Annotated in this window: 12 protein-coding genes; 3 read left to right on the forward strand and 9 right to left on the reverse strand. The window is 66.1% G+C overall.

All coding sequences use genetic code 11. The annotated features are described in order from the left end of the window. Window positions 1-42: 42 nt before the first annotated feature. Complete coding sequence (locus tag IT540_RS12615; protein ID WP_291178217.1) at window positions 43-243, forward strand: hypothetical protein; 201 nt, start codon at window positions 43-45, stop codon at window positions 241-243. 6 nt (window positions 244-249) lie between these two features. Here IT540_RS12615 and IT540_RS12620 read toward each other — a convergent pair whose 3' ends face one another. From IT540_RS12620 to coaD, 4 genes are all read right to left on the reverse strand, one after another. Next, a complete protein-coding gene (locus IT540_RS12620; RefSeq protein ID WP_291178220.1) occupies window positions 250-630 on the reverse strand; it encodes a DUF423 domain-containing protein in 381 nt (126 codons plus the stop codon). Between the two features lie 80 nt (window positions 631-710). Further along, window positions 711-1,187 (reverse strand): peptidylprolyl isomerase, encoded by a 477-nt coding sequence (locus IT540_RS12625; RefSeq protein WP_291178223.1) that lies wholly within the window; start codon window positions 1,185-1,187, stop codon window positions 711-713. 90 nt (window positions 1,188-1,277) lie between these two features. Further along, window positions 1,278-1,766 carry a peptidylprolyl isomerase gene (locus IT540_RS12630; protein ID WP_291178251.1) on the reverse strand — a complete coding sequence of 163 codons (489 nt, stop codon included), beginning with the start codon at window positions 1,764-1,766 and terminating at the stop codon, window positions 1,278-1,280. Between the two features lie 211 nt (window positions 1,767-1,977). Beyond that, a complete protein-coding gene (coaD, locus tag IT540_RS12635) occupies window positions 1,978-2,487 on the reverse strand; it encodes a pantetheine-phosphate adenylyltransferase (RefSeq protein WP_291178226.1) in 510 nt (169 codons plus the stop codon). 139 nt (window positions 2,488-2,626) lie between these two features. Here coaD and IT540_RS12640 point away from each other — a divergent pair, with 139 nt between their 5' ends. Further along, window positions 2,627-2,917: a hypothetical protein gene (locus tag IT540_RS12640; RefSeq protein WP_291178230.1), complete on the forward strand. Its 291-nt coding sequence runs from the start codon at window positions 2,627-2,629 to the stop codon at window positions 2,915-2,917. A gap of 105 nt (window positions 2,918-3,022) precedes the next feature. On the opposite strand, the gene IT540_RS12645 is transcribed toward IT540_RS12640, so the two are convergent. Then, entirely contained in the window at window positions 3,023-3,718 is a 696-nt protein-coding gene (locus IT540_RS12645; RefSeq protein ID WP_291178233.1) for an OmpW family outer membrane protein, read from the reverse strand. 291 nt (window positions 3,719-4,009) lie between these two features. Between IT540_RS12645 and IT540_RS12650 the strand changes: the two genes are divergently transcribed. Beyond that, the gene (locus IT540_RS12650) at window positions 4,010-4,705 is read left to right on the forward strand and encodes a Crp/Fnr family transcriptional regulator (protein WP_291178236.1); all 696 of its coding nucleotides are present in this window, start codon (window positions 4,010-4,012) and stop codon (window positions 4,703-4,705) included. Window positions 4,706-4,717: 12 nt separating this feature from the next. Here the strand turns inward: IT540_RS12650 and IT540_RS12655 are convergent, their stop codons facing one another. The 4 genes from IT540_RS12655 to gyrA all read right to left on the reverse strand — a co-directional run. After that, window positions 4,718-5,812 carry an alpha-hydroxy acid oxidase gene (locus tag IT540_RS12655; protein ID WP_291178239.1) on the reverse strand — a complete coding sequence of 365 codons (1,095 nt, stop codon included), beginning with the start codon at window positions 5,810-5,812 and terminating at the stop codon, window positions 4,718-4,720. A gap of 5 nt (window positions 5,813-5,817) precedes the next feature. Continuing rightward, the gene (locus IT540_RS12660) at window positions 5,818-6,495 is read right to left on the reverse strand and encodes a Fe2+-dependent dioxygenase (RefSeq protein WP_291178242.1); all 678 of its coding nucleotides are present in this window, start codon (window positions 6,493-6,495) and stop codon (window positions 5,818-5,820) included. A 119-nt stretch (window positions 6,496-6,614) separates the two neighbouring features. Beyond that, window positions 6,615-9,131 (reverse strand): TonB-dependent receptor, encoded by a 2,517-nt coding sequence (locus tag IT540_RS12665; RefSeq protein ID WP_291178245.1) that lies wholly within the window; start codon window positions 9,129-9,131, stop codon window positions 6,615-6,617. A gap of 473 nt (window positions 9,132-9,604) precedes the next feature. Next, on the reverse strand, window positions 9,605-12,066 hold a 2,462-nt coding region (gene gyrA / locus IT540_RS12670), incomplete at its 5' end, for a DNA gyrase subunit A (protein ID WP_291178248.1).

A 12,066-nucleotide genomic window follows, 5' to 3' on the forward strand; every position in this document is an offset into this window, starting at 1 on the left:
GGCGAAAGAGGAACCCCTGCGGCAAGAGAGCGTTGACGAGGCATGCAGAACAGAGCCCTGAAGGCCGCCCAACCCGGCCCGACCAAACCGACGCGCTCACCGACCGACCCGGATCCACACCGGCCGCCCGAGCCCATGCGGCCCGACCCGACCAAGGAGCCGGTGCCGCCGCCGGAGGAGCAGCCGGAGCCCAAGATCGACCCGCCGAGCGGTCCGTCCGAGCCGCCGCCGAAATGGGTCTAGCAGCCGTCAGACGCCCCTGAGCGCGCCGACGACGCCCGTGATCGCGGCCACGAGCCACGCCACGATCAGCAGCGACCCGCCGACCGGCGCGGCGAACGGAAACAGCCGGTCGCCGATCAGGACGCGCGCGGCGACATCGCCCGAGAACAGCGCCACGGCGAGCAGCATCAGCGACGCGCTGGCGAGGAACCCCGCCGGAACCGGCGACCCGCCGGCAAGCGCAGAGAGCGCGATCGCAGCACCGCCGTGCAGGATCAGGAACAGCGCCGCCGTCGTCAGCGAGGGATCGGCCACCCGATGCGCCGCCGTGGCTGCCAGAACGACACCGGCAGCGCCCACAAGCCCGGCGAGTCCAACATTCCACAGCGCCCACGTCCCGACCGTCATGGCACCCTTCCCTCGCCGTCGTTTCAAACTCGCCGCGTAGCTCCGCACTGTTCCTCCCCCCTTGTGGGGGAGGGGGATCATCACGCCGCGTCGGCGGCCACCTTCACCGACACCATCTTGTCCGGGTTCTGCACCGGCTCGCCACGCTTGATCTTGTCGACGTTCTCCATGCCCTCGATCACCTGCCCCCACACCGTGTACTTCCGGTCCAGGAAGGTCGCGTCGTCGAACACGATGAAGAACTGGCTGTTGGCGCTGTCGGGCGAGGCCGCCCGCGCCATGGAGCACACGCCGCGCACATGCGGCTCGGCGTTGAACTCGGCCTTGAGGTTCGGAAGCTTCGAGCCGCCCGTGCCTGTGCCGTGTGGGCAGCCAGTCTGCGCCATGAAGCCGTCGATCACGCGATGGAACACGATGCCGTCATAGAAGCCCTCGCGCGCGAGCTGCTTGATGCGGGCCACATGGTTCGGCGCCAGATCGGGTCGGAGCTGGATCACGACCGGGCCTTTCGTGGTCTCGATGAGCAGCGTGTTCTCGGGGTCGGTGATGTTGGCCATGGGCGATCTCCACTGGAAGCAAGTGAACGGGCTAGCGCGCGCTGAGCCGGGCACCAGCTCGCCACGCAACGCCGCGGATGGGGCGTGAGTTCAGGGTGCGGCAGGCGCCATGTACATCTTCACGATGATGTCGGGCTTGGGCGGCGGCTCGCCCTGGGCGATCTGATCAACGTACTGCATGCCGTCCACCACCTGGCCGAACACGGTGTACTGGCCGTTGAGGTGCGGGGTGTGCGTGAACGTGATGAAGAACTGGCTGTTGGCGCTGTTGGGATCGTTGGTGCGCGCCGCGCCGAGCGTGCCGCGCTCGAAGGGCGTGGCCGAGAACTCGGCGGGAAGATCGGGATACTTGGAGCCGCCCTGCCCGGTGCCCTGGGGATCGCCCGTCTGCGCCATGAACCCCGGGATCACGCGGTGGAACTTGAGGCCGTTGTAGAAGCCTTCGTTGATCAGCATCTTGTAGCGCTCAACATGCTTGGGCGCGAGATCCGGCCTGAGCCGGATCGTGACCTTGCCGGTCTTGAGCTCCAGGACCACCGTGTTGGCGGGGTCGTTGGCGACCGCGCCCGTGGTCACCATGCTGCCGCCGACCTGCCCGGCGGGATTGGCGACGGCGATCTGCCCGTTGGAGCCGCCGCACGCGGCCAGCCCGAACACCAGCATCAACCCGGCCAGAATCCTTATCGTTTGCATGCGCGCTCCCCTGGACCTTGATTGAGCCCCGCTCCGCATCTCGCCGGGGACGTTATGGCCTTTTGCGCCGGACCCGGCAACCGAGCCGGCCACCTCCCTACCGCTTAGTCTTGGCTTTGGCCTTGGTCGCGAGCCTGAGCGCCACGCCCTTGGAGACGAACGGCGTCACGTCGCCCCCCATGAGCGCAATCTGGCGCACGAGATTGGCCGCGATATGCCGCACCTCGGGCGAAGCCGCGACGAACACCGTCTGCACGGAGGGAGCCATCTGGCCGTTCATGTTGGCCATCTGCATCTCGTAGTCGAAATCCGTGCCGTCCCGCAGCCCCCGGAAAATCACGCCGGCGCCCAAGCGCTGCGCCGCCGTAACGGCGAGGTCCGAGAAGGTCGTCACGGAAATCTCGATGCCCGCCGCGCTGGCGACGGCACGCGTCTCCGCCTCGAGCATCTCGACGCGCTCCTCGACATCGAACAGCGGGGTCTTGGACGGATGCACGCCGACGCCGATCACGAGCCGGTCCACGAGCCGCGCGGCGCGGGCGATGATGTCGGTGTGTCCGAGGGTGACGGGATCGAACGATCCTGAGTAAAAGCCGGTCCTGCTCATGGCACCCATGTAGCCCGGCCCAAAAGCTCCGGGCAACAGCCAAAGCTGCGCGAGATCGGCCGCCCCCGCCTAGACCGTTGGCGGAGCACCCATTCCGCGCCATAGTGGGTGATGCAACGACGGAACGGGGGAGGAAGCCATGCCGTCACGCCAAAGGACAGCGAGAGTTGCATATCCGGCCACCCTGGGGATCCTGGCCGCCCTGATGCTGCCTACGCCGATTGCCCAAGCCGAGCAGTGCGTCACCAAGCACGGCTCCGCGACCGGCATCACGCGCGGCTTCGCAGAGTACGAAGCGTTCCTGATCATCCGTCAGGTGACCGGCAACTGGCCATTCGAGCAGGATCGCATCTCGAAGCCAGTCTACAAATGCAAGAGCGACGGGGCACTCTGGACCTGCAGCGCCACGGCGAAGGTGTGCAAGAGCTGACGCTTAGGCCCGTCACGCGCAGATATAGACAAAGAAAGGGGCCGGCTGGCACCGGCCCCAAGGTTCCATCGCCACGGGGCGACGGGTTCAGACTCCTGACGCGCCTTACTTGAGCGCGGCGGTCTCGCGCGGCGCGAAGATATCCTCGAGGTTGAACCGGTAGCCGAGGCCGACGCTGTAGATCCAGGGATCGATCTCGACGTCGGCCGTGATTCCCGTTCCGGCCCACGAGGCATCCGTATCGATCCAGGTCTTCTTCACGTCGGCGTTGAGATACCAGCCGCCCCCGAGCGAGATGTCGACGCCCGCCTGCAGCGTGAAGCCGAGCGCGTCGTCGAGCTCGATCTTCGCGCCGCCGAGGTCGCTCCGCCCCTCGCCGAAGAAATGGATGTACTGCACGCCGGCGCCCACGTACGGCTTGAAGCCGCCGAAATTGTCGAAGTGGTATTGCAGCGTCAGCGCCGGCGGAAACACCCAGAAGTCGCCGAGGTCCGTGCCGTTGATCGCGCCCTTGCCCTCGGCCTCGAGCTTGGCGAAGCAGCAGAAGAGCTCGAGCGCCAGGTTCTTGTTCAGGAAATAGGTCAGCGTCAGCGTCGGCAGCACCTCCGTGTCGACCTCCGCATCGGCGCCGACGAACGGCCCGAGAGGCGTCGACACGTCCGCGCTCGAATCCGGGTCGACGACCGTCCCCTGCACGCGCACCAGGAAATTGCCGCTCTCGCTACCGGCGGCGGCTGGCCCCGCCATGACACCCAGTCCCGCCAGGCAGACCGTCACGGCCCGAAAAAAATTCGTTTTCATCGTTGATCCCCTTCCCGACTCATCAACGCATCGGCTGAAGCACTGAGGCGACCATGCGCCGACCCGGCCGGAGGCGGACAGTCCGAAGTGGCGGATAAACCTGTTGCAGATCAGCAGGAAGCCGTTCCGCCGCCGACGTTGCGCCAATGCCACGAGCCCTTTTGATTTCGATCAAACGCTGTGCGCCACCAAGCCGGCGACAAGACCATCGCGCGTTTGATCGCGGTCAAGGAGACCTGCGCGCGCGCCGCCGAAGAGTGATGAATCGCGTCAGCTCGAATCACGGGTGTGATGAAAAACCTTCTCGACGTCGTCTCTGGGCCGTTCGAGCCGCATGCGGTGCGCATCACCACCCGCAAGCGCCAGAAGCTTTCGCTCGCAGCCCAGCCGGATGAAGTGCTGTACCTGATCCGCAAGGGACTCTATCTCTCTCGCGCACCGATCCCGCACGCGCGCCACCAGGTGCTCGGCATCCTCTACCCCGGTGATCTGGTGCGCACGCTCGCCGTTCCCCCGCTGGAGGGCGCCGAGATCATGGCCGCATCCGAGAAGGGCGAGGTCTGGCGCCTGCGCTGGCCTGCGGTCAAGGCGCTGATGGACGAACGCCACGACCTCGCGCGCATCGTGTCCGACCGCCTCGCCGATCAGGCCGCGCGCGGCACGCTCCACAACGCGGTCATCGCGGGATTGACCGGCGACGAGCGCGTCGCCGCTTTGATGGTCGAGCTTGCGCTCCGCACCGGCAAGGAGACGGCGGCAGGGCTCGTGTTCGAGATGCCGCTCTCGCGCATGGACATCGCCGAGCACCTGGCGCTGAATCCGGACACCGTCTCGCGCATCGTCTCGCGCATGCGCGCCAAGGGGCTGCTCGCCGCCGCGGGCCGGCGCCACCTCGTGTGCCCGAGCTTCGATGAGCTGGCGCAGAGCTGTCCTCTGACCTCCACCATTGCCCGCATGCACAAGGTCGACCGCCTGCTCCCGGCGTGAACGGCAAGGCCGTTACCGGCCGGCCCCGAGCAGGACGAGATGCGGGCCGATGTCGGCGAGCGTCCGGCACCCCGAAAGCGCCATGGCGATCTCGAACTCGTCGCGCAGCACGCGCAGCACGTGCGCAACGCCATAGGCCCCGTTGACCGCCAGGCCGTACACGATCGGACGCCCCACCAGCACCGCCGACGCACCGAGCGCCAGCGCCTTGAGCACATCCGTGCCGCGGCGGATGCCGCCGTCGAGGAGAAGCGGCACACGCCCCGCGACGGCCGCGACAACGTCGGGCAGCACATCGATGGTCGCGGGCAGCGTGTCGAGCGTACGGCCGCCGTGGTTCGAGACGATGATGCCGTCCGCGCCCACCTCGACCGCGCGCACGGCATCGTCCGGCGACAGGATTCCCTTGAGCACGATCGGCAGCCGGGTCTCCCCCTTGAGCCAGGCCACGTCCTCCCACGTCGGCGCGGCGGCGAGAAAACGGTCGAATACCGCGCTCTCGCCCTCTGCAAGCGGCGGGAAGGCAGCGACCGCGATATCCCTGAGGTTCTCAGGGACAACACCGGGTGGCAGCGTGAAGCCGGCGCGATGCTCGCGGTTGCGCACGCCGTTGATCGGCGCGTCGACTGTGACCACCAGCACCTCGTAGCCGGCGGCCTCCGCGCGCCTGACGAGCTTCAGCGTCGCCTCCCGCTCGGGCTGCACATAGAGCTGGAACCAGCGGCACGTCGCGCCGGCCTTTGCCGCCTCCTCCAGTGTCACGCTGGCCTGCGTGGAAAGCACCATGCCGGCATCCATCGCCTCGGCAGCGGCCGCCGTGGCGCGTTCGCCATCCCCGTGTGCCAGCTTCTGGTAGGCGATCGGAGCGACGAGGATCGGATGCGCGTAGCTCCGCCCGAGCAGCGTTAGGCGCGTATGCCCGCCGGGACCGCCGGCAAGCACACGCGGCACGATCGCTATCCGCTCGAAAGCCGCACGGTTCCAGCCGAGCGTAATCTCATCGGCCGACCCGCCCGAGAAGTAGGCCCACGCGGTGGCATCGAGCCGCTGCTCTGCCAGGCGCTCGTAGTCGGCGAGGCACACGGGGCTCGAAGCGCCGGCCGACACGGGCGTCACGTCTCCGCCCAGTGGCGGATCAGGTTGTGGTAGTGCGCAGTCAACCCCACGACCGCAGGATCGTCGTCCGGCAACCGCGAGCGGATGCTGATGATCGACATGTCGAGATCATAGAGCATGTGGCGGCGCCAGTCGTCGCGGACCATCGACTGTGTCCAGAAGACCGACGCCCAGCGGCTTCCGCGCGTGACGGGCGTAACGCTGTGCATGCTGGTCGCGGGATAGACGACCAGATGCCCGGCGGGCAGCTTGACCTGATGCGTGCCGTAGGTGTCGTGCACCACGAGTTCGCCGCCGTCGTAATCCTCGGGCGGCGGGAGGAAAAGCGTCGAGGAGACGTCGGTGCGCATCCGCTGCCCGCCCGGGGCGCGGATCGAGCCGTCCACGTGTGCACCGAACGTCATGCCCTCGTCGTAGCGGTTGAACATGGGCGGCAGCACACGGAGCGGCAGCGCGGCGGTCATGAACTTCGGGTTGCCGGCGAGCGCCCGCAGGATGATCTGCCCCAGTTCCTGTGCCGCAGGCGCGTCGATGGGCACCTGCAGGTTCTTCTTGACCTTGACCGCCTGGTCGCCAGCCGTGACGCGCCCATCCACCCAGTCCGTGGTTTCGAGCACGCTGCGCACGTGCGCCACCTCCTCGGGCTTGAGCACGTCGGGGATGGTGACCAGCATCGTTAACTCCTTGAAACGCAAATTGCCGGGCAAGCCCGGCAATTCGGTTTTAGCCGTGCCGGCCGGGCGTAACAAGCACGCCCGGCCTGGTCATGTCGAGATATTGTTTCCGACCAAAGTCAGAAATCGAAGCTGGTGCCGATGCGGTAGGTCCGCGGCGCTCCGAGCTGGGCGCGCGTGCCCTGCCAGTTGGTCGAGACCGCATACTCCTCGTCGAACACGTTGTCGATGTTGAACTGAAGGGCAACATTGTCCGTCAGATCGTACGAGGCCATGAAGTTGACCAGGAAGTAGTCGGGCAGCTTGCCGTACTTGCCTTCCGGGATGAGCCGCAGCGCGTCGTCCGGACGCCCGAGCCAGGCCTCGCCGACATACTGCACGCCGCCGCCCAGGGTGAACTTGTCGGTCACGTCGTACGTCATCCAGAGCGCGAGAGAGAAGTTCGGCGTGAACGCCAGCTCGTCGCCGTCCGTCGTCGTGACGCCCGTCGGATTTGCCGCCGACCACTTGGGATCGGCGGTGGCGGCATTGCCGTAGTCGCTCGGACTGTTGGCGGCGATTGCAGCCGCATCCACGTCGGCCCCGTGCTGCCGCTCGTGGTCAAGTACCGTGAGCCCGCCGAACACCTTCCAACGGTCCGTGAGGTTTCCGGCGATTCCAAGCTCGATGCCCTGCACCACCTGCTCGCCGTAAGCGATACCCGGGAAGCCAACAGAGCCGCCATAGGCGATGTTTTTCTTTTCTGTGTGGAACGCCGCCGCCGTGGTCGAGAGCTTGCCGCCAAGGAAGTCCCATTTCACGCCGACTTCGTAGTTGTAGATCTCAACGGGATCGGCCCCTTCGACAAAGCCGGGATAGGCATTGCCGCCCGTTCGCGAGATATCCGGATTGGAAAGGTAGGATCCTGGCGGAAGAGCGGAGACGCCGTACGCGGCATAGAGCGTACCGTTTTGCACGGGCTTGTAGATCAGCCCGATCTTGCCGCCGAGCGTCGTCTCGCTGTCCTCGAAATCTGTCAAGCCAAGCGCGCCCGCGCCTGCGCCATTGATCTCGACGTTGTAGTGCTCGACGCGCAGACCGCCGACCAACTCCAACTGCCGCGTGAGCTGGATGGTATCGTAGAAGTACCCGGCCACCGTCCTGATCTCGACCGAGTTGACCTGACTGACCGCCAGAGGCGCCCCAATCGGTCGGCTGGGATTGGGATCGAAGATATCGGTGTTGGTGTTCTGTGTTCCGAACCGGTTCGCATCCGACGTCTCGCGGGTGAACTCGACACCGGTCGAAATCGTGTGCTTGAAGCCGCCGGCCACAAACGTGCCGGCGAGGTTCGTCTGATTGCTCCAGATCTCATTGGTGCGATCGTAGTATTGCCGTTGCGTGCCGACGGTGCTCGGCTTCGTGAAGCCGGTCGGAACCGTGAAACGGGAATCCCGCTCCGCGTGATCCCAAACGGTCTGGTTCGTAATCGTAAAGTTGTCCGAGATGTCGTGCTCGATGCGCGCCATCACGCGATCGCCATAGACGTCATCGTAATCCGACTTCAGGCCATAGAAATTATCCCGGTCCGCACCCGAGGCATTGGTTCTCCACGTGTGCAGCCCCTTGACCATAACGCCCGGCACGCCCCAGTCCGGCAGATCGTGCCTTTCGAGACGCTCGTAGGAGAGGATGGCGCGCGTTTCGGTGCCGAGACCAAAGGCGATGGACGGCGCAAGCCCATAGGCCTCGAGCTCGGCCACGTCGCGACCCATCACGCCGCCGTCCTCGTACATACCGTTCATGCGCACCGCGACCGTGCCGACGCGCTGATTGACGTCGATCGTCGACCGGAACAGCGGATCGGTGCCGTACTCGTCGAACGCCAAGCTCGCCTCACCGCGCACGAAGTTCTCGAGCTGCGGCGTCTTAGTGACGAGGTTGACGTAGCCTGCCGCGCCGCCTCGGCCGTTGTCGGCGGCGGCACCCTTGACCACTTCGACCTGGTCGATGTTGAACATGTCGCGCGCGAAGCTACCGGAGTTTCGCACGCCGTCGACGAAGACGCTGCCGCTGGTATCGAAGCCGCGGATCTTGAAGTTGTTAGTCGACGTCGAGAAGCCGTTCTCGCCGGCGTCGAACGAGATGCCGGGCGTGTTGCGCAGCGCCTGGGTGAGGTTCGTCGCGCCGCGCTCGCTGATGACCGTACCCGGAATAACCGTCACCGTCTGCGGCGTATCGAGCAGCGGGCCGGTGATCTTGTTCGAGGTGACGTAGTCTGCCTTGTACTCTCCGGGCGCAACGGGGCCGGCTTGGCCGGGCAGCGGCGGCGTCTGCGGGCGCTCGGCCACGGGCTCGGGCGCCGGCGCGACCGGCACCGGGCTCGTCGGCGCAGCCTTCTTCTTGGCAGCAGCCTGCTTTTTCTTTTTCGCGGTCGTCTCGACCACGAGAGGCGGAAGGTCGTCGGCGGGCTCCGCAGCCTGCTGCGCCTGCGCGACCGTGGCTGGGCTTGCCGCCAGCACGGCGAATGCGGTCAAGAGCTTGACCGACGACGGATCTTTACGTCCCTCCGCGGCGACCGAGAGGCTTCCTTCAGAAACTTGCGCGCCAAGGCTCAAGCAGTGCGGCGTCGCCGCCGGCTCGCGAGCAGATGTCATGGTTTTCCCCCACCAAACTCCCTACAGACGTAGGGATGCCCATAAATGTGCAGGGGCAAACATTGAACGCTCGCCGCCAAGCCCCGTGCGGGCTTGAGAAAAATATACTACACCCAGCGAGTCAACAAATCGGCTGGGGTCGGACGGCTGATGCCATACGGAGGGATGCCGCCGCGCAACAGTCCACCAACGAGTGGGGACCCCGCCAACTATTTTGCACTCAGTTGATATGGAACGTATTTTTTTGGACAGCGCCGTGCACGACGGGCGCTCAAATCTATACTTTGATCAGAAAGTAAAGAAAAAAAGCACAGAGCCGCGCTTCCGGCAACCTGTTGGGACGCCTAGCCCGTCTTCCCCTGCGAAGAAAAACACGGAGGAGCCGGCGCAGGAACGGGAAGCAACGCACTCACGCGCAGCGCGTCTACGACACTGCGGTTGCCGCCCCGGCTGGAATTGGAGGCCTCGCCGGCCTACTCTTCGCCGTTCTCGTCCTCGGACCCATCGTCGGAGATGCGCTCCACGGACACGACCCGCTCCTCCGCCTCGGTCTTGAAGATGCGCACGCCCTGCGTGTTGCGCCCCGCGATGCGCACGTCGTCCACGGGGCAGCGGATGAGCTGCCCGCCGTCGGTCACCAGCATGATCTGGTCCGAGTGCTCGACCGCGAACGAAGCGACCAGGTTGCCGTTGCGATCGTTGACGACCATGGCGACGATGCCTTTGCCGCCGCGGCCCGAGGTGCGGTACTCGTAGGACGAGCTGCGCTTGCCGAAGCCGCGCTCGGAGACCGTGAGCACGAACTGCTCCTTGGCCGAGAGCTCGGCATAGCGCTCGCTCGTGAGCTCGGCCGCGCCCTCCTCGGCCTCCTCCACCTCAACCTCGGCCTCTGCCTCCGCATCGGCCTCCTCGCCGCCCTCGCTGCGCCGAATCTGCGCCGCCTGCTTGAGGTAGGCGGCGCGCTCGGCGGGCGAGGCCTCGACGTGGGTCAGGATCGCCATCGAGATCACCTCGTCGCCGTCCTCGAGCTTGATGCCGCGCACGCCGCTCGAGTCCCGGCCCTTGAACAGGCGAACCTCGTCCTTGATCAGGAAGCGGATGCAGCGGCCCTGGGCCGTCGTCAGCAGCACGTCGTCCTCGGGCGAGCAGATGGCCACCGACACGATGCGGTCCGCTTGCGTGCCCTCCTCGGCGTCGAGCTTCATGGCGATCTTGCCGTTGCGGTTGATGTTCTCGAAGTCGGAGAGCGCGTTGCGGCGCACGTTTCCATTCTTGGTCGCGAACATCAGCTCGAGCTTCGACCACGTCTCCTGATCCTCCGGCAGCGGCAGGATCGACGTGATGACCTCGCCTTGTGCGAGCGGCAGGAGGTTGATCAGCGCCTTGCCCGCCGCCTGCGGCGTCGCGGCCGGCAGCCGCCACACCTTCATGCGGTAGCACATGCCGCGCGAGGAGAAGAACAGGACCGGTGTGTGCGTCGAGGTGATGAAGATCTGCGTGACGAAATCCTCGTCACGCGTCGACATCCCCGAGCGACCCTTGCCGCCGCGCCGCTGCGCGCGATAGGTCGAGAGCGGCACGCGCTTGATGTAGCCCTTGTGCGAGACCGTGACGACAACGTCCTCGCGCTGGATCAGATCCTCGTCCTCGACCTCGCCCTCGATGTCGACGATCTCGGTCTTGCGCGGAGTGGCGAACTCGTCCTTGATCGCCTGCAGCTCCCCCTTGACGATGTCGATGATCCGGAGCCGCGACGACAGGATCGCCAGGTAGTCCTTGATCTCCTCGGCGATCTTCTTGAGCTCGTCTGCGATCTCGTCGCGGCCGAGCGCGGTGAGGCGCGACAGGCGCAACTCGAGGATCGCCTTCGCCTGCTCCTCGGAGAGCTGGTACGTCCCGTCAGACGCGAGGCCGTGCCGCGGGTCGGCGATCAGCTCGATCAAGGGCGCCATGTCCTTGGCCGGCCAGTGCCGCTCCATGAGCTGCGCCTTCGCTTCCGCCGGCGACGGCGAATAGCGGATCAGCTTGATGACCTCGTCGATGTTGGCGACCGCGATGGCGAGGCCGACCAGCGTATGCGCGCGCTCGCGGGCCTTGAAGAGCAGATAGCGCGTACGCCGCGTCACCACCTCCTGGCGGAAGCTCGTGAACGCCTCGATGATGTCGCGCAGGTTGAGCTGCTCGGGCTTTCCGCCGTTGATGGCCAGCATGTTGGCGCCGAACGTCGTCTGCAGGTCCGAGTAGCGCCAGAGCTGGTTGAGCACCACGTCGGCGATGGCGTCGCGCTTAAGCTCGATGACGACGCGCATGCCCTCGCGGTTGGTTTCATCCCAGATGTCGGAGATGCCCTCGACCCGCTTCTCGCGCACGAGGTCGGCGATCTTCTCGATCAGCGTCTTCTTGTTGATCTGGTAGGGGATGGCTGTGACGATCAGCGCCTCGCGGTCCTTGCGGATCTCTTCCACCTCGACCTTCGCGCGCATGACGATCGACCCGCGGCCCTTGTGATAGGCGGCGAGCGCGCCCTGCCGCCCGAGGATCAGCCCACCGGTCGGAAAATCGGGACCGGGGATGATCTGCGTCAGGTCGTCGATGGTCGTTTCCGGATTGTCGAGCATCAGGATGCAGGCGTCGATCACCTCGCCGAGGTTGTGCGGCGGGATGTTGGTCGCCATGCCGACGGCGATGCCGCCCGCGCCGTTGACGAGCAGGTTCGGGAACTTCGCCGGCAGGACGCTCGGCTCCTGGATGGTGCCGTCGTAGTTGTCCTGGAACTCCACCGTGTCCTTGTCGAGATCGTCGAGCAGGCTGGTGGCGACGCGCGCGAGACGGCACTCGGTGTAACGGTCGGCCGCAGGTGGATCGCCGTCGACCGAGCCGAAGTTGCCCTGGCCGTCGACCAGCGGCACCCGCATCGAGAAGTCCTGCGCCATGC

This window comes from Hyphomicrobium sp. (assembly GCF_020852195.1).
Lineage (GTDB): Bacteria > Pseudomonadota > Alphaproteobacteria > Rhizobiales > Hyphomicrobiaceae > Hyphomicrobium_C.